Raw genomic sequence first — 18469 nt, 5'->3', positions numbered from 1 at the left:
CGCAGTGGGCGGTGCCCCGGATCCTGTCCGGGGCACCGCCCACTGCGCGTTGCGCGTGACGCTAGAGCACGCGGCCCTTCGTCTCCGGGAGCAGGAAGATCGCGGTTGCCGCGGAGATCAGCAGCAGGACCACGCTGTAGAGCGAGAACAGCCAGGGCAGTTCGAGCTGCGCGCTGAACCAGGTCTGCAGGTACGGTGCCGTGCCGCCGAAGAGCGCGACCGCGATGCTGTAGGGGACAGCCGTTCCCACCGTGCGGATGTGTGTGGGGAAGAGCTCGGCGAACACAGCGGGCAGGATCGCCATCGTGCCCGCGAGGAAGACGAGCACGGACGCGGTCGCGACGAACAACGTCCACGGCTGATCGGACATCAGCGACTGCATGGGGAAGTAGAGTGCCGCGGTGCCGAGCAGGCTGATTGCCAGCACACGCTTCCGACCGATGCGATCGGAGAGTCGGCCCCAGAGCGGCAGCGCGGCGATGAAGACGATGATGCCACCGGCACCCGCCCAGAGCGCACCGCTCGGGTCCATGCCGAGCGTCGCGGTTGCGACCGCTGGGGCCGTGACGCCCCACACGTAGAACGACACGGTGGCGCCGAGGGTCAGCAGGATCACCAGCATGGCGGCGCGGCGTGCGGGGAGGAGCGGCTCCGGTCGGGTCTCGGTGAGCGTTTGCAGCCGACCGGTGGTGAAGGACTCGGTCTCATGCATGCCGATGCGCATCACGAGCACGAAGAGCCCCATCGCGGCGGCCACGATGAAGGGAACGCGCCAGCCCCACTGCTGCATGGCTTCCACGCTCATCACGCCCGTGAGTACCGCACCGAACAGGGTTGCGCAAAGAATGCCCGTGGTGCCGGATACATAGATGAGGGAAGACCACATGCCTCGCTTCTCGGGAACAGCGATCTCGGAGATGTAGGTCTGCGCGGCGGGCATCTCCCCGCCATGCGCCAGCCCCTGGATCAGACGTGCGACGAGCAACAACGCTGCGGCCCACGCGCCGATTGCGGCGTGGGTGGGGATCAAGCCGATCAAGAGGCTCCCGAAGGACGCCGCACCCACCGCGAGGATGAGCGAGGACTTTCGCCCAAAGCGGTCTGAGATCAGACCGAAGAGGAGTCCGCCCAGGGGTCGAGCGAGGAATCCGACAGCAAAGATAGCGAAGGTCTGCAGTAGTGAGGAGATCGGGTTCTCGGCGTTGAAGAGCTGCGCGGCGATGAACGGCGCGAACGTGGCGTAGATCTGCCAGTCGAACCACTCGAGCGCATTGCCGAAGCTGGTGGCGAAGACGGTGCGGAACTGGGATCGCGGCGGTGCGACCCTGGGAGCGGAGGTTGTCGTGGTCATGATGTCCTTCGGTGGGGTCACGCGCGGTCGTTGCGCGTGAGTGGGTGGGAAGTGATATCTGCGGCGCTCAGTTCCGCGAGCCGCTGCACCGCGAACTCTGCGTACAGCGCAGCGCCATCACCGAGTACGGAATCGTCGTACGCGGCGAAGGGGGAGTGGTTGTACCCGGCTCCCGCGGAAGGGGTGGCGTCGAGGAAGACGAAGGCACCGGGAACGCGCTCGAGAATCTCGGCGAAGTCTTCGGACGCCGTCTTGGGGGTATCAAGGGTACGAACGGCGTCAGCCCCGAATCGCCGGCTCGCGGCTTCGACGGTGGTGGTGACGTTCGCGCCTTCGTTGACCACGGGCGGGAACTCGGGGCGAAACTCGACGACTGCGTCCTGACCGTGTGCATGAGCGATCCCCTCAGCCACGGCCGGAAGCACCTCGGCCGCGCGTGCCTGGCTTGCGTGCGAGAAGCTGCGAACGGTGGCAAACAGCTGCGCGCGGTCGGGGATGATGTTCCGCGCTGTGCCTGCCGTTACTTGCCCCACGGTCACGACGACGGGATCGAGCGCATTGAATCGGCGGGTCGTGGCGCTCTGCAGCGCGAGAATGGTCTCCGCTGCGGTGGGGACCGGGTCGCTCGCGAGATGCGGGGCTGAGCCGTGGCCGCCGCGGCCAATGATCTCAATGGTGAGCGCGGCTGCCGCGGCCATGGCGGTGCCGGAGCACACCTCGAAACGTGCGGGCCGTGGATCGCCGGTGAAGACGTGTATCGCGAAGGCGGCGCCTGCCTCCGGGCCGGCAGCTGTGAGCACGCCCTCGTCAATCATGACTCGCGCGCCGCCCCACCCCTCTTCGCCGGGCTGAAACATGAAGACGACGTCTCCGCGGAGTTCGGCGCGGCGTGCGCTCAGCTCGAGAGCTGCGCCCACCAGCATGGCCATGTGGAGGTCGTGGCCGCAAGCGTGCATGGCGCCCGCGATTTCGGATCGGGGATCTGCCGACTCCGGTTCGTCGATCGGCAGCCCATCCATATCGGCGCGGAGCAGCACCGCGGGCGCGTCCGAGGCGCGGTCAGGGTGGGTGCCGCGGAGCACCGCGGTAATTGAGGTACTCGCTTGTCCGAGGCGCACCTCCAGCGGAAGCCCGTCGAGCGCGTCGAGCAGGGTCCGCTGCGTGCGCGGCAATGAGAGCCCGATCTCAGGAATCGCGTGCAGTGCGCGACGCAGCTGCGTGAGCTCGGTGGGGGTGGGGGACGTCATACATGCTCCGTTGCAGGAAGGTCAGGGGCTACGAACGCGCAGCCGCACGCCAGATAGTCTGCGTGTTTGGATCTTGCGTCGAGTGAAAATGCAGGTTTCAATCAGTACGTGCGAGAAATTACACGAAACGATCATCTCCATGATCCCTCGGTGCTCGATGATGAGGATCTGCAACTCGTGCATGCGCTGCAGATTGCCCCGCGGGCCTCGTGGACGAGTTTGGCGTCCATCCTGGGCGTGCACAGCACCACCCTCGCCGCACGCTGGAAGCGTCTCACCGATGCCGGAGTCGCGTGGATTGCGGCGCACCCGCTCGCGACGCGGCTCTGCCCGGTGACCGCGTTCATCGAGGTCATGTGTGCGGTGCCGCAGCGTGAAGAGGTGATCAGCGCGCTGTCCGCACTGCCCGATGTCGTGTCTCTTGATATCTCCGCGCGCCACCGTGACCTCTTGCTGACCGTCTCGGCGGCCTCGCTCGCGCACCTCACGGAGCAGACGCTGCCCGTCATCGCGGCAGTACCGGGTGTCGAACACGTCGAGACCTCGTTCAGCACACGTATGCACGTGATCGCCGATAGCTGGTCGATGAAGTCGCTCACGCAGGAGCAGGCGCGCAACGTCGCGAAGCTGAACCCCCGTCAGCGTGCAGAGGCCACACCGCCGCGCGTGGATCCCGCTGTGCTCCGCTCTCTTGCACTCGACGGTCGCGCGTCGGCATCCGAGATCGCCAGGAGCCTCGGGATGAGCGAGCCGACGGTGCGGCGGCAGATCCGCGCGGCGGTCGAGCACGGGCTCGTGCACTTCCGATGCGAGGTCGCGCAGGGAGTGACGGGAACCCCGGTGACCGCTCAGTGGTTTGCGGCGGTGCCTGCGACGGAACACGAGAAGCTTGCCCAGCGTGTGGCCCAGATCCCTGGAGTGCGGCTCTGCGCCTCAACCACCGGGCGCACCAACATCCTGATTGCGGTGTGGCTGCGCTCGGTTGCCGAGGTGCCGCGAATCGAGGAGATGCTTGTCGAAGCGGTGCCGTCGCTGGTGATCCGCGAGAGCGCCATCGCGCTGCGCATCGTGAAACGCGTGGGGTGGCTGCTGGGCGACGGGGGCCGCGCCACAGGAGAGATCATCCCGCCCTCGTGGGGGCAAGTGCTCGCCAAGTAGGGGAAGATAGAGGTATGGCTCGCGTCAACACCAAACAGCTCATCACTGAGGCTGCTGTGCGGGTTGCCGCGCAGCACGGGATCAGCGGTGCGTCCATGGACCAGATCGCCGAGGCCGCCGGGGTGGCCAAGGGGAGCCTGTACTACAACTTCGCCTCGAAGGACGCGATCTTTGAAGAGGTGATCCGCGATGGTTTTGCGAAGCTTGCCGCCGCGATCGATGCGGCGCGTGAGGCAGTGGCCCCCGCGGATGGGCCGCGCGCCGTCGCGGCCGTGACGCTCGAGACCCTGAGGGGCAACCTCGATCTCGCGAAGCTCATGGCCTCCGAAGTGTTTCGTACCGATCGGCCCTGGGCTGACACCATGACCCTCGCACGGGGATCAGTGACGGTGCGATTCCGAGACGTGCTGCGCGCAGCCCGCGAGGCAAACGGCGACCCGCATGCCGCGGAGACCACTGAGACCGCGGGCGCGGCATTCTTTGGCGCCCTGGCGGGCGCCTGCCTAGATTGGCTGCTTTTCCGCAGCGACCAGCCCGTGGAGCTCGTGCTCGACCAGGTGCTAGTCGCGTTCTAGAAGACCGTGCTTGGCGCTGGAACGGGTGCCGCACCAACACCCCCCCCGCACAACGTCGAACGGCGGCAGTTCCCGAAGGAGCTGCCGCCGTTCTCGTTCGCACGAGGCGTGTTACTCGGAGAGCAGCGCCTGGATGCGCTGGACGCCCTCGAGGATCGCGTCGTCGCCGAGCGCGTAGCTGAAGCGGAGGTACCCGGAGGGGCCGAAGGCCTCGCCGGGCACCGCGGCAACCTCTGCGTGCTCAAGGATGAGGTCCGCGAGCTCGAGCGAGGTCGTCGGCGTGACGCCGCGCACGGGCTTGCCGAGTGCCGCGGTCACATCCACGTACGCGTAGAACGCGCCCTCGGGGGTGGGGCAGTTGAAGCCCGGAACCTTGTTCAGCTCCGCGACGATCAGCTTGCGGCGGCGATCGAATGCGAGACGCATCTCCTCGATCGGCTCCTGCGGCCCGGTGAGCGCCGCGATCGCTGCGCGCTGCGCGATGTTGTTGATGTTTGAGGTGAGGTGCGACTGCAGGTTGGCGGCACCCTTGATGACGTCGGCGGGGCCGAGCATCCAGCCGAGGCGCCAGCCCGTCATTGCGTAGGTCTTCGCAACACCGTTCACGAGGATCGCGCGATCCTGCAGCGCAGGGGTTGCCTCGACAATCGACACCGCGCGAACCCCGTCATACGTGAGGTTCTGGTAGATCTCGTCAGCGATGACCCACAGGCCGTTGGCGTCGGCCCAGTCGCCGATCGCCTTCGTCTCCTCCGGCGTATAGACGGCGCCGGTGGGGTTCGACGGCGAGACAAAGAGCAGCACCTTCGTGCGCTCGGTGCGTGCGGCCTCGAGCTGCTCAACGGTGACCTTGTAGCCCTGATCCGAGCCGGCGAACACCTCAACGGGAACGCCGTCTGCCAGCTGAATCGCCTCGGGGTACGTGGTCCAGTACGGGGCCGGGAGGAGGACCTCGTCGCCCGGATCGAGCAGCGCCTGGAACGCCTGGTACACGGCCTGCTTGCCACCGTTCGTGACGATCACCTGCGAGGGGTCGATCGCCCAGCCGGAATCGCGCGCGGTCTTCGCGGCGATGGCCTCCTTCAGCTCGGGCAGGCCGGCTGCGGCGGTGTAGCGGAAATTCTTGGGATCATCGAGCGCTGCACGGGCGGCATCGACGATGTGCGGGGGCGTCGCGAAATCGGGCTCACCGGCGGCGTAACTGATGACGGGACGGCCCTCGGCCTGGAGGGCCTTCGCCTTGGCGTCGACTTTGAGCGTGGCGGACTCGGCGATAGCACCGAGCTTCTTTGACAGACGAGAGATGGTGGTCACGAGACCAGTCTAGGACGTGTGGGCGTCCGCGCGGGAATGCGTGCAGGCCAATGGGTGAATCCGGGGTGAAGCGGTGTTCATGCAGCTTTCACGCCGGGGCCAAAACGCCGACATCCTGTATCGACAACTTGGATTCATGTGTGCCTATCTCGGGCGCCGGACGAGAGGAATCCATGTCGAAACGAAGGATCGCTGCCCTTGCGTTGAGCGGTGTCGCGCTGCTTGGGGCGCAGGCGGCGCTGCCCACGGCTGTCGCAGCTCATGCCGCGGTGAGCGGTGAAGTCTCCCCGCCCGCGGCAAGCCACGAGAGCGGCCGCTACGTCGGACCACAGGCGGTGACCCTCACCTCGGCTGAGGGGACGGAGGTTCGGTACACGCTCGACGGCACGCACCCCACGCGTGACAGTGCTCTGGCAACGGGCCCGATCCTGATCGAAAAGACCGCGAATCTCACGGCCGTCGCGTTCACCGACCGCGCAGAGAGTCTCCCGATGATTCGCGGGATTCTTGTCAAGACAGCCGAGGAGCCGCTCGCCCAGTTCGCCGTGATGAGTGACATTCACCTCTCGACGGGGACGGGGCCGGCGATGGCGAAGTGGGACGGCTACTTCGACACCCTGAAGCGGATCGCCCCGAACCCCGATGCGCTGATTTCAAACGGCGATCAGATCAACGACAATTACTTCAACTCGGCGGCGGATCACCAGTACCCGCGCGAGATGCTGGAGCGCAACCTCGCGCGCACCGGGATGACCGATACCCAGGTGATGATGTCGTTCGGCAACCACGACGACTACGTGACCCGCATGGCGGAGCAGTATCCGGATGACTGGTTCCCCGGCACCACCGGGTACTACGAATCCCAAATTGGCGAGTTCCCCGCGTTCGTGGTGAACACCGAGGCATGGAACACCACGCAGGCAAACTGGCTCTACGGGCGGCTCGACGCGCTGAGCAAGGATCCCGCGACGCAGGGCCAGCCGATCTTCGTGTTTGGGCATCGCCCGATCCCCGCGACAGTGTGGGATGGTGCGCAGGCCTCGAACGGTGGATTGAAGACGAACCTCAGCGCGTTCCCGCAGGTGGTCTACTTCTCCGGGCACTCGCACCTGAACATCACTGACGAGCGCTCGATCCACCAGCAGGACTTCACCTCGGTGAACGAGGGGTCCATGTCCTACGGCGAAAACGACGGGAAGTTCCAGGTCTTCGGGCCCGGCCTGGCGCGCGATGCCACGATTCCTACCGCGCAGTCGGTGGTCGTGGACGTGTACGGGGACCGGATCGAGATCGACCGAATCAACTACGCAGCTGACCCGGGGCGCACATACACCGACGATGGGGCGTGGGCGTTCCAGGAGAATCCGCCGTTTGCGTCTTCCGGTTCGCTCGCGGGCCCGAGCTGGGTCATCGCGCGCGGCGCAACTCCCGCCGAGACGAAGGCGCAGTTCACTTACACGCAGGCCAATCGCAACGCCGTTGCTCCAGCGTGGGGAGAGCGCCAGCCGACCGTGCGTCAGACGGAAACCGGCCCGGTGCTCAGGCTCCCGCAGGCTGGCGATGATCAGTTCACGGCCGAGTACACCCTCACCGTGACTGATGTGCAGACCGGGCAGGTCACTGACCTCGTGCCGGCGAATGGACGAATCTACTCCGACTATGTTGTCGCGCCGAAGCCAGCGGCGCTCGACATTCCGCTTGCGGTGCGTGCGGGCAACAAGGTGGGGCAGCCGATTGATCGGACGCTCACTATCGGGCGCGAGTACGAGGCAACGCTGGTTGCGTACGACTCCTACCAAAACCAGAGCGCTCCGCGCACCTTCCGCTTCGTTGCGGGTGCGCTCGATGAGGCTGCCCTGACTGACGCGCGCACGCGTGCCGAGGCCGCCATCGCGCAGGTCGAGCGTGTGCTCGGTGTGGTCACCCCGGCCCAAGCGGGCGACTTTGACCTCGTGATTCCTGAGACGCACGAGGCGGAGGTCGCGGTGGCGGAGCTTCGGGCACAGCTGGCGAGCCAGCCCGCCACGCAGGACGCAGTGGACGCACTGGTGTGGCAGATCTCGGATGGGGCGGGAGCGCTCGAGGACCGGATGGTCTCGGTGGACCGGGCGCCACTGGATGCGGCTATCGAGGAAGCCGAGGGGGCACTCGCCGAGGCGCGGGCCGCGCAGCGCGGGGCGGAGGCTGCCGAGCGAGCGCTGCGGGCAGAACTTGCCGAGGCCACGGAGCTTCGGGGCACGCTGAACGTGGCTCAGGCGCAGCTGAATGCGGCCGAGGGCGAACTGCGGGCGGCGCTCGCCGTGTGGCAGCAGGCGGTGGAATCTGAGCAGCCAGGAACGGGTGAGCCGGGCGGCCCCGGCGTTGATGGGTCGGGGTCAGGGAACACTGGCGCGGGATCCGGAACCGGCGGCGACACGCGGCCCGGCGCCGGAGACACCCCGGTGAATGACGAACTCGCGCAGACCGGTTCTGCGGGTATTCCGGTGCTTGCCGCAGCCGGCGCGCTCGTGCTCGCGGGTGCGGCCGCACTCGGCCTGCGCCGCCGCATGAGTCGGGGCTAACTCCCCGATCAGGGCGTAGCTCCGGACCAGTCGGGCCGGAGCTACGCTGCCCGCGCGTGAGCGCGAACGCGTGCCGATACGCAGCAGAGGTGTCGGCGCAGCGCGACGTTCCGGGCGCTGCGTGCCAGTTCGACAACCCGCCCGGGATCCCGTAAGGTAGTCCTCGGTAGTTGACTTCTGCCATACTTTCCTATGCCTGAAGGTTTCGACCTTTCGGGAATGGAAGTTCTTAAGTCAGTTTCCATAGGGCGGTGGCTCAATTGGTAGAGCAGCGGTCTCCAAAACCGCAGGTTGCAGGTTCGAGTCCTGTCCGCCCTGCCGCACTCGTTCGGCGCTTCGGCGCCGAACGAGTCTATTGAAAGGAACGGCGAGTGAGCACCAGTGAAGTTGAGGAGAGCGGCGGCGTAGCCGAGCGCGCTACCAGCGACCGCGCTGCAAAGCGCAACTGGTTCAGCCGGATCGTGCTCTTCATCCAGCAGGTCATCGCCGAGCTGAAGAAGGTCGTAACGCCGACCCGCAAGGAGCTCATCAACTACACGCTCGTTGTGATCGCCTTCGTGGTGATCATGATGGCGCTGGTGTGGGCACTTGACCAGGTCTTCAGCTTCATCACCGTCTTCATCTTCGGGACGCCGCTCGGATAGTCGCGCGAGACGCGCTACTCCCGGCCCCGAATTCGGTAAGCACAGAAAGCAAGAGCAGCAGATGACGAGCGAGACGAGCAACACTCCCGAGGCCGACCTCGACGCGGCCCTCGATGCGCTGGCGCACACCGCTGACCCCGTTGTCGACGCGGCAGTTGAGGACGCCCTCGACATCGACTCCGTTGAGGAAGCAGAGGCTGCGGCCTCGGCGATTGTCGACGAGGAGACCGAGGACGGCGTCGCTGCGGATGCAGAGGCAGAAACCTCCGAGGATCCCTACAAGGCTTTCAAGAAGGATCTGCGCCGTCGCCCCGGCAAGTGGTTTGTGATTCACACCTACGCCGGCTACGAGCGCAAGGTGAAGTCGAACCTGTGGAACCGTCGCGAGACGATGGGTGCGGTTGACGACATCTACGAGATCCAGGTCCCCATGGAAGAAGTCATGGAGGTCAAGAACGGCCAGCGCAAGATGGTGACGCGCGTGCGCATCCCCGGCTACGTGCTCGTTCGCATGAACCTGACTGAGACCACCTGGTCCGTCGTTCGCCACACGCCTGGAGTGACCGGTTTTGTTGGCAACGCTCACAACCCCGTGCCCCTGCGCATCAACGAGGCGTTCGAGATGCTGAAGAGCACCGTCGAGCTCGAGCCCGCAGCAACGGCGAAGGGCAAGGCCGCGGCCAATGCCGCCGCCCAGGGCAACGTTGAGATCGACTTCGAGGTCGGCGAGACGATCACGATCAAGTCCGGCTCCTTCGAGGGGCTGCCGGGCACGATCAGCGAGATCAACCCCGCGGCCGGTAAGCTCACGGTTCTCGTGTCGCTGTTCGAGCGCGAGACTCCCGTGGAGCTGGGCTTCGATCAGGTCACCAAGATGGTCTAGTCCGGTTTCCCGGATGTGAGAGGGCCCCGCGCTTCGGCGCGGGGCCCTCTTTTTTGTTTCGCGCCCGCCCCGCCCTGCCCCGCCGCCGGGATTCGGGGTCACTTGGGCAGGGTGTCAGTGCAGCTAGGCAGGCGACACCCTGCCCAAGTGACCCCGAATCGGGGGAGGGGAGTGGGCTGGGTGCGGAGCGGGAAAAACTGGGGTACGATTGTGAAGTTGTGCGTTCGCGCATAACCACACCGCGTCCGGATCGGCCGGAACTGCGGGAGAGCGGGGAAACCCGTTCGAAGGAAAGGAAACAATCATGGCAAAGGCCAAGAAGGTTACCGGTCTGATTAAGCTTCAGATCGCTGCCGGTGCTGCCAACCCGGCACCCCCCGTGGGTCCCGCGCTGGGTCAGCACGGCGTCAACATCATGGAATTCTGCAAGGCGTACAACGCTGCAACGGAGTCCCAGCGCGGCAACATCGTTCCGGTGGAGATCACCGTGTACGAGGACCGCTCGTTCACCTTCGTCCTCAAGACCCCGCCCGCCGCTGAGCTCCTGAAGAAGGCTGCTGGCGTGCAGAAGGGCTCCGGCACCCCGCACACCGTCAAGGTTGCAAAGGTGACGGCTGAGCAGGTTCGCCAGATCGCCGAGCAGAAGCAGGCTGATCTCAACGCGAACGACCTCGACGCTGCGTCGAAGATCATCGCGGGCACCGCTCGCTCCATGGGCATCACGGTCGAGTAAGGGTACTGAAGATGGCACAGAAGTCGAAGGCGTACCGCGCCGCTGCCGAGAAGATCCAGGCAGACAAGTTCTACGCTCCCGCCGAGGCAGTTGCCCTGGCGAAGGAGACTGGTTCCACCAAGACCGACTCGACCGTTGAGGTCGCCGTCAAGCTCGGTGTGGACCCCCGCAAGGCAGACCAGATGGTGCGCGGCACCGTCAGCCTGCCCCACGGCACGGGCAAGACCGCCCGCGTCATCGTGTTCGCAGTTGGCCCCGCGGCTGAGGCAGCAATCGCTGCTGGCGCCGACGAGGTCGGTGGCGACGAGCTGATCGAGAAGGTTGCCGCTGGCTACACCGACTTCGATTCGGCCGTGTCGACCCCCGAGCTCATGGGCAAGGTTGGCCGCCTCGGTAAGGTGCTGGGTCCCCGTGGCCTCATGCCCAACCCGAAGACCGGCACCGTTACCCCGGACCCGGCCAAGGCCGTGACCGACATCAAGGGCGGCAAGATCGAGTTCCGCGTCGACAAGCACGCCAACGTGCACTTCATCGTCGGCAAGGCCTCCTTCACGGCTGAGCAGCTCTCGGACAACATCACGTCCGTGCTCGACGAGATCTCGCGTCTCAAGCCGTCGTCGGCCAAGGGCAAGTACGTGATCAAGGGCGCCGTTTCGACGACCTTCGGTCCCGGAATCCCGCTGGACGTTTCGGGCCTCTAAGCTCGCACGTTGCTTGATGCTGCGGCATCGAGCCCTACACGATCCCCTCGCTCCCTGGGAGCGGGGGGATCGCGTCGTTTCGGGATGTGCCGGTGCGATCTCCTATCATTGGGGGTATGCACGAGAGCCAGGCGTCACGTCCCCACTGCGGGGCCGAGGGATAGCCGTGGGCTCGCAGCGCGTGGCCTCCCATCCGGCGATCCCGGGGTTCAGCTACGTGCGCCCGCTGGGATCGGGCGGCTTCGCTCAGGTGTACCTCTACGAACAAGACTTCCCCCGCCGCGAGGTCGCGGTGAAGGTGCTGAACGCGGCCCCGCAGCAGCGCGCCGCGTTCGAACGCGAGGCCGATTCGATGGCCGCACTGAGCAGCCACCCCTCGATCGTGTCGATCTTTCAGGCGGGGATGTCGCTTGCGGGACAGCCGTTCCTCGTGATGGAGTACTGCCCGGCCTCGTTGGGCGCGCTCACGAAGCGCAACCCCGCGCAGTTGCGCGACGTGCTCGATGCCGGGGTGCGGCTCGCAGGCGCGCTCGAGACCGCGCATCGCGCCGGTGTGCTGCACCGAGACATCAAACCGGCGAACGTGCTGCTCACCTCGCTCGGCAAACCCGCGCTCTCGGACTTTGGGATCGCGGGCGGCCACGCCGTGCTCGAGAACGGCGAGCCCGCGGGTCCCGTGCCCGCTGACGAGGTGGCCATGTCTATCCCGTGGTCGGCACCCGAAGTGGTGCGCCTTGAGACCAGAGGTAGCGTCGCCACAGAGGTGTGGGCGCTCGGCGCAACCCTGTTCTCGTTTGCCGCGGGCCTCTCGCCCTTCGAGGAGGCAACGCGCGAGAAGAACACGCGCTCGCTGCTCATCGAGCGGATCGTGCGAGGCAAAGTGCAGCCGATTCCGGGTGCGCAGGGCTACGAGCCGTTTGATGCCGTGCTCGCGCGTGCGATGCGTCGCACCCCCGCCGAGCGTTTCGCTTCGATGGCGGAGTTCGGCGCGGCGCTGCAGGACGTGCAGCGCGGCTACGGTTTTGACGTGACCCCACTCGAGATCGTCGCGGAAGTTTGGACGCCGCAGACCGGAACCATTCCCGTGGGCGTGCGGGGGCCTGTCGTTTCCGAGGTGCCGGGCCGTCGCACCCGCGCTGAGCTCCGCGAGGTCGACTCCGACGGTGTCATCGTCGAGCGGCCGCGCTCCGCGAAGCGTGCCGCGTTGATCGGAGCGGCCATCGCGCTCGCGGGGGTCGCCGTGGTGGGAGGCACCCTCTGGGCGGTGCTGGGCGGTGGCGGGTGACCGCCGCGCAGCGGGGGTGGCAGACACGAACAGGGGAAACCGTGTCGCGACGGCGTCTCTGGGCGTGGGTTGCGGCTGGCGCGGCGACCGCGCTCATCGCGACCATCGCGATTGTCTCGGGCGGCTACGACGCGCGTGACACGCCACGCGTGGAGCCCGGCGTCTGGGTGGCGCGCGACGCGGGCCAATACGGTCGCGTGAACACGGATACCGGCGAGCTTGACACGGTGCGGAAGGTCACTGAACCCAGCGGCGTCGTGCAGGCCGGCGGCAGCGCCGCGGTGCTGACGAACGGATCGGGAGAGGCGTGGCCGATTGCGGCGGGCTCCCCGCAGGACCTGGGCATCCGCGATCGAGCGAGTTCGGGAGATGCGGCGGACGGTGCCGACGAGGCCGCGACAGCCAGCTCGGGATCGCAGGGCTCCGACGATGCCGCGCGCAGCGTCCGGCTGCCCGAGGGCGCGCGGGAGGTGCTCGTTGCCGGGCGCTTTGTCGCCGTGCGCACGGAGGCGGGCGGCGTGCTCGCGGGCGAACTCGCGGCCGAGTCGCTCAGCGCGGTGCCGAGCGCTGAGGAACTGGAACGCCAGCTCACCGCGCTGCGCCCGATCGGAGAGAGCGCGACGCCCTCGGATAACGCTCCTGAAGCGTCCGACGATGCCGCCGCAGACGAGGCTGCGGGGGACACCGCGCTCGATGCTGCCGCGATTGCCCTCGCCGCCGATGGCACGGTTGCGGTGTACTCGGCCGAGTCGCACACAATTCGCCGATTTGACGTGCCCCGCGACACCGAGCGTGGAAGCCCCACGGAGCTGCCGGGATCGCCCGCGGCGGAGCCGCAGCTTGCGCTTATCGGTGACGACTGGGTGCTGCTCGATGCGGCAGACGGCCGGTTGCTGCGTGCCGGGGCCGATCCCGCGCAGCTCACCCTTGAGGGGACGCCCCGCCTGCAGCTCAGCAGCTCCGGCCGCGGCGCAGACGGCGCGGCCGCGCTCATCGCAGACCAGGCGGGCCTTATCGCGGCCTCGCCGGGCCGTGATTCCGAGCGCGTCGCTGAAGCGAGCGGAACGCCGGCACGGCCGAGCGAGGTGGCGGGCGAGCGCTTTGCCGCATGGCTCGGGCAGGGCGCGGGCACGCTGTGGCGCAGCGCACGCGCGGAGACCCTCCCGCTGCAGTTTGATGACGCGGTGCGCGATGCGACGGACCTCGCCCCGGTGATCCAGAGCAACGGCGATCGGGCCGTGCTGAGCGAACCGCGAACCGGCATGCTGTGGACACTGCCGGACGGCGCACTGATCCCACTCTCGCAGTGGAGTCTCGCTGATCCGCCGCAAGAGCTGCGTGGCGCCGTGGTGGTTGAGGAGGTCACCGAGCAGGTGGCGCCCACCGCCGTCGATGACTCGTTCGGCGCCCGCCCCGGGGTGCCAACGCCGCTGCCCGTGCTGCTCAACGACTTTGATGCGAACGTGCGCGACGTGCTGACGGTTGTGCCCGACTCGATCGACGATTCCTCGCTGCCCGAGGAGTTCGGCACGCTCGAGCTGCTCGCAGATCGGCAGTCGCTCGTGTTCCAGGCCGCACCCGGCGCGCGGGGCACCGCAAGCTTCAGCTACCGGATCTCAGATGGCACCCTCGAGTCGGCGCCCGCGACCGTCACGCTGCGCATCGCCGCGGATGACGAGAACGGAGCGCCTGCGTGGTGTCCCGTGGAGGGGTGCCAGCGTGAGTGGGGCGTGCCCGCGGTGGTGCCGGGCGGTACGCTCGTCGCGCCGCTGCTCGAAGGATGGGTCGATCCCGAGGGTGATGTGATGACCCTCGCGCGCGTGGCGCCCGTGCGGGCGGCGGATCCCGTGCGCGCGATTGTCACTGCGGACGGGCGCCTGGCGGTGCGCCATACCGACCCGAACGCTGGGCCCGCGGACATTGGGCTGCGCGTGACCGTGCGCGACAGTCGTGGAGCTGAGGCGGAGCGCGAGTTGACGCTGCAGGTGCGCGCTGACGCGGTGCCCGTCGTGACGGGTACCGCCGCGACCATCGCGGTGGGGCAGCCGACCACGATTCGCCCGCTCGAGCGGGTGGCCGGCGGCTCGGGAACCTTCACGCTGGTCGACGTCGTGCCGCTCGCTGGTTCGGCGCAGGCGGCTCCGCAGCAGACCTCCGGCACGGTGCAGGTGACTGCGAGCGATGCTGGGGTATCCAGCTACGCGATGACGGTGCGCGATGCGGTCACGGGAACGGAGACAACGGGCACCCTGCGGGTCACAGCAGTGGCGGGTGGGCCGCAGCTCGTCCTGCCACCGCTCCGCGCCTATGTGCGGCCGCTCGCTGACTCGACCGTTGAAGTGCTCGATGCCATTCCTGGGGCGCAGGACCGTGCGCTCGCGGTGCGCAGCGTTGCCGTGGTGGACGGCGATCTGCGGGCCGACGTCGTTGAGCACGCGCGGGTGCGCGTCGCCGGAAACACCGCGGACGGGGCGCCCGGCCGAATTGGTTCCGCAGACATCACTGTGGCGGAGGGCGATGCGAGCGCGCGCGGTCGCCTCACCGTGTTCCAGGTGCCCGAGACCAGCGGCGCTGGGGTGATCGCGGTCGGCAACTCCGCGACCGTGCGCGCGGGATCGACCGTCGACGTGCGCGTGCTCGAAAACGATGTTGCGCCGCCGGGGGAGCGTCTGCTGCTGGACCCGAAGGTCACCTCCTCCGGGGCAGCCGGCGAACTCGCCTTCGCAGCGGGGGGCACACTGCGGTATGTGGCGCCGGACAAGCCGGGCACCTATCGTGTGAGCTACACCGCATACGCCGCGGGCGCCCCCGAACTGAGCGACACCGGCGAGGTCGTGTTTACCGTGGTCGGGACGGGAGCCAACCGGGATCCGCAGCCCTCCGCAGTGACCGCGCGGGTGGCGCCGGGCGGCAGCGCGAGCGTGCGCGTGCCGCTCACGGGTGTGGACCCGGACGGGGATCGCGTGCGATTGGTGAGCATCGACGCGGGCGATGACCCGCGAATCTCTGCCACGCTCGATGCGTCGGGCACGGGCATCGAGGTCGGCGCATCTGCGGCGGCCGAGGCGGGCACCGTTCCGCTGCGCTACACGGTGAGCGATGGCCGCGGCGGAACCGGGCGCGGCACGCTCAACGTCGTGGTGACGGGCGACTCGAGCGGCGCGCCAACCGCGATGACCGACCAAGTGCGGTTGGTGCCGGGCGGCGCGACGGTGATCCGGCCGCTCGACAACGATGTTGACCCCGCGGGCGGCACGCTCACCCTGCGCTCGGTGCAGCCGAACACCACGGCCGCACCCGATAGCGCGGAGTACCGTGCCTTGGCCGAGGCGCTCGACGTGTCCGAGATCGCCGAGGGGCGGGTCGGAGTGCGCGCGGGCGCAGAACTGGGCACGGTGTCGTACCGCTACTCGGTGCGCTCGGAGCAGAGTGGGAGCACCGCGGAGGGCCTCATCGTCGTGCAGACCTCCGAGCGCGTCGGAGCGCAGGCACCCGCAGTGCGGGATACCGTGCTCAGCGTGCGGGATCGCTCGCAGCTTGCGGGGCGTGGCGTGGACGTGCTCTCGGGGAAAGTGCGCTGGCAGGGCGGCGACCCAGACACACTCAAGCTCTCGCTGTGGGACGCGCAGCGCGGCGACTACCGGGTTTCGGGATCGCAGATTGCCGGCGACTATAACCCAGCGGGCGACCTCGTGATCTTCAAGGTGAGTGGGACAGACGCGAACGGCACCGCTGTCGCGAGCTACGGCTTCCTCGTGATTCCGCCGCTCGACGAACTGCGCGTCACGCTGAAGCCTGGGCTCGCGCCGCTCGAGGTCGACGAGGGCGAGACCGTCTCGGCGCGCGTCGCCGACCTCGTGGATGCCGGACCCACCGATCGCATTGAGCTGCGCGGCAGCGTCTTCGCGACTGGGCGCCCCGGTGCGCGCTGCGAAGCCGAGAACTCCAGCACGATTCGGTACCTGGCCGGCCGCGGCGAGCCCTGGACCGACAGCTGCCAGATGGAAGTGCGCCTTTCGGGCCAGGAACGGTGGACCGTGCTGCCCGTGCCCATCCGCGTCATCCCGAGTGAGCCTGTCGCCGAGCTCCGTGCCTTGACCCGCACGATTTCGCCGGGAGCGAGTGAAACGATTGCCCTGAGCGACATGGTGACCTGGCAGGGTGAGCGGGCCGGTTCCGCCTCCGCGCTTCGTTTCTCGTTGAGCGGTGCGAGCGAGGCGTTCGACGTGACGATTGGCGGCGGCACGGTGCAGGCGACGGCCCGCGCAGATGCGCGCGCCGGAGTCGAGGAGACGCTGACGGTATCCGTGACCGGCGCGGGTGAATCGCGCGCCCCACTGACCCTCCGGGTGGGCGAGAGCCCGCGAGACCTTCCGCGTGGCGGCACGGTCTCGCTGAACTGCACGGTGGGCCAGCCCTGCGCTGCAGACCTCGTGGGCGTGGCCGGCGAGCACGACCCGTTTGCCGGGAAGCGCGGCGGTGGGCTGCGGGTGGTGTCGGTGGACGGCGCCGGGTGTTCAATCGCCCGCTTCGCCGTGTCGGACGAGCAGCGCGTCAACGTGAGCTGGCCCGACACGAACGGCCCCGGCGGTACGTGCACGGTGGGCTACACGGTGCGCGACGCGCAGGGACGGGTGGGCGCTGGCTCGATTGAGCTCGACGCGCAGGGCCTTCCTGACGCGCCGGCAAGCATTACGCAGACCGGGTTTACCGCGTCGAGCGCATCGTTCCGGGTGACCCTGGGTGGGCGGCAGGCTCACCCCGATGTGACGGGTGTGCGTGTGCAGGGCGCGGGGTCATCGAGCTGCACCTCGGCAGGATCGGGCGCATTCGACTGCGTGGTGACGGGGCTCGAGAGCGGCGTGCGCAACAGCTTCACCGCACGCGCCCAGAACTCGGTGGGCGACTCGGCTCCCTCGAGTGCGATCACCGCGTGGGCCTACCGTGCGCCGGAGCAGCCGACGCTTTCGGTCTCGTCCCTCCCTGACGCGGGAAACACCGACCAGGCGAGCGGTGGCCTCCGCGTCTCAGCGAACGGCTCCGCGGATACGCGTGAGCTGCGGGTCGCCGTCGGCGGGGTCGCCCAGGGCGCGATCTCGGGCAGCCGTGGCAGCATCGACCTCCGCGGCCTGCCCGTGGGCGCGGCGACCGTCACCGTCACCCCGGTGACCGCGCACGAGCTTCCCCCGGTGCCGGGCGGTTCAGACACGGGAACCGCAGCGCAGGCCGAGGGGCGGGTGATCGGCGCTCCGCTCCTGCGCGGCGCCACGCTGCAGAGCGAATCGGGATCGACGAGCGCCACGGTGATCCCCGACGGGGGCTCCGCCCACGCGAGTGAGACGGTCACGCTGCGGTACGCAGTCGCGCCGCGGGGGAGCGCACCCGATTGTGTGGCTGGCGGCAGCGCGAATGCGACCTTCTCCGATTTGAAGCGTGGCGGCTGGTACCGCGGCGCCGCGTGCGCAACGAGTCCGTACGGCGTGAGCTCTGCGACAACGGGCGAGACCCAGGTGGGCGGCACGATCCCGGATCCCCGTGCGAGCTATGCGGTGTCGACGACCCCGGTGGGCGACAGCAGCCGCGCAAGCTATGGCTATGTGGGCTCGCCGAGCGCCGAGGCGCTCCTCCCCGGCGCGAAGCTCCGCTTCCTGCCGGGTGGCGGCGAGGCCCCGCCCGAGAACCCAAACGACGCAACCCCGATCACGGTGCAGCAGTGCCTTGGCGGACAGTGTTCGGAGCCCGCGCCGGCGCGCTGGAGCGGTGCCCCGCGCCCCGTGGTTGTCGAGCTCAACGGCAGCTGCGTCGACCCCGCGGCGGTGGGCGATCCCGCAGCGGTCGGGAAGACCGCGACGATCTCGGCCGCGGCTGCAGGCAGCGCCAGCTACGCGGTCGGCGCGCCTGCGGACGGAACCGTTCCACTCACGGTGAGCTGGGCAGGCGACTATGCAGCGCTCACTCCGGCAGTGCTGAACGCGCCCGTCTGCGCGCCCTAGCCCCTATTCTTTTCCACCGACCAC

General features: G+C 68.2%; 12 protein-coding genes and 1 tRNA gene. 10 read left to right on the top strand and 3 right to left on the bottom strand.

Features of this window, described 5'->3' with window-relative positions; translation table 11 throughout:
• Positions 1-61: 61 nt before the first annotated feature.
• Both D3226_RS09485 and D3226_RS09480 read right to left on the bottom strand, forming a co-directional pair.
• A complete protein-coding gene (locus D3226_RS09485; RefSeq protein WP_202382305.1) occupies positions 62-1351 on the bottom strand; it encodes an MFS transporter in 1290 nt (429 codons plus the stop codon).
• Between the two features lie 17 nt (positions 1352-1368).
• Positions 1369-2598 carry a M20 metallopeptidase family protein gene (locus D3226_RS09480; protein WP_202382304.1) on the bottom strand — a complete coding sequence of 410 codons (1230 nt, stop codon included), beginning with the start codon at positions 2596-2598 and terminating at the stop codon, positions 1369-1371.
• Between the two features lie 108 nt (positions 2599-2706).
• Between D3226_RS09480 and D3226_RS09475 the strand changes: the two genes are divergently transcribed.
• Together D3226_RS09475 and D3226_RS09470 are read left to right on the top strand one after the other, a co-directional pair.
• Positions 2707-3756: an AsnC family transcriptional regulator gene (locus D3226_RS09475; protein ID WP_202382303.1), complete on the top strand. Its 1050-nt coding sequence runs from the start codon at positions 2707-2709 to the stop codon at positions 3754-3756.
• 14 nt (positions 3757-3770) lie between these two features.
• Complete coding sequence (locus tag D3226_RS09470) at positions 3771-4331, top strand: TetR/AcrR family transcriptional regulator (RefSeq protein ID WP_202382302.1); 561 nt, start codon at positions 3771-3773, stop codon at positions 4329-4331.
• A gap of 111 nt (positions 4332-4442) precedes the next feature.
• Here D3226_RS09470 and D3226_RS09465 read toward each other — a convergent pair whose 3' ends face one another.
• Positions 4443-5645: an aminotransferase class I/II-fold pyridoxal phosphate-dependent enzyme gene (locus tag D3226_RS09465; RefSeq protein WP_202382301.1), complete on the bottom strand. Its 1203-nt coding sequence runs from the start codon at positions 5643-5645 to the stop codon at positions 4443-4445.
• A 173-nt stretch (positions 5646-5818) separates the two neighbouring features.
• On the opposite strand from D3226_RS09465, the gene D3226_RS09460 reads away from it, so the two are divergent.
• The 8 genes from D3226_RS09460 to D3226_RS09425 all read left to right on the top strand — a co-directional run bounded on the left by D3226_RS09460 (position 5819) and on the right by D3226_RS09425 (position 18445).
• Positions 5819-8206: a chitobiase/beta-hexosaminidase C-terminal domain-containing protein gene (locus D3226_RS09460; RefSeq protein ID WP_202382300.1), complete on the top strand. Its 2388-nt coding sequence runs from the start codon at positions 5819-5821 to the stop codon at positions 8204-8206.
• 245 nt (positions 8207-8451) lie between these two features.
• Positions 8452-8524, top strand: a tRNA-Trp gene (locus tag D3226_RS09455).
• A gap of 53 nt (positions 8525-8577) precedes the next feature.
• Positions 8578-8850, top strand: coding sequence for a preprotein translocase subunit SecE (secE, locus tag D3226_RS09450; RefSeq protein ID WP_202382299.1), 273 nt, complete (start codon positions 8578-8580; stop codon positions 8848-8850).
• A 61-nt stretch (positions 8851-8911) separates the two neighbouring features.
• Positions 8912-9733 (top strand): transcription termination/antitermination protein NusG, encoded by an 822-nt coding sequence (nusG, locus tag D3226_RS09445; RefSeq protein WP_202382298.1) that lies wholly within the window; start codon positions 8912-8914, stop codon positions 9731-9733.
• Positions 9734-10037: 304 nt separating this feature from the next.
• Positions 10038-10466 (top strand): 50S ribosomal protein L11, encoded by a 429-nt coding sequence (gene rplK / locus D3226_RS09440; RefSeq protein WP_025134078.1) that lies wholly within the window; start codon positions 10038-10040, stop codon positions 10464-10466.
• Positions 10467-10477: 11 nt separating this feature from the next.
• A complete protein-coding gene (gene rplA, locus D3226_RS09435; protein WP_025134077.1) occupies positions 10478-11167 on the top strand; it encodes a 50S ribosomal protein L1 in 690 nt (229 codons plus the stop codon).
• Positions 11168-11348: 181 nt separating this feature from the next.
• Complete coding sequence (locus D3226_RS09430; RefSeq protein WP_337248957.1) at positions 11349-12452, top strand: serine/threonine-protein kinase; 1104 nt, start codon at positions 11349-11351, stop codon at positions 12450-12452.
• Between the two features lie 41 nt (positions 12453-12493).
• Positions 12494-18445 carry an Ig-like domain-containing protein gene (locus tag D3226_RS09425; RefSeq protein WP_202382296.1) on the top strand — a complete coding sequence of 1984 codons (5952 nt, stop codon included), beginning with the start codon at positions 12494-12496 and terminating at the stop codon, positions 18443-18445.
• The last annotated feature ends 24 nt before the right edge of the window (positions 18446-18469 follow it).

Origin of the sequence: Leucobacter chromiireducens subsp. chromiireducens (genome assembly GCF_016758255.1) — a bacterium.
Classification (GTDB): domain Bacteria; phylum Actinomycetota; class Actinomycetes; order Actinomycetales; family Microbacteriaceae; genus Leucobacter; species Leucobacter chromiireducens.
Note: the sequence above shows the minus strand (reverse complement) of the source record. Positions and strands in the feature narration are given on the sequence as shown.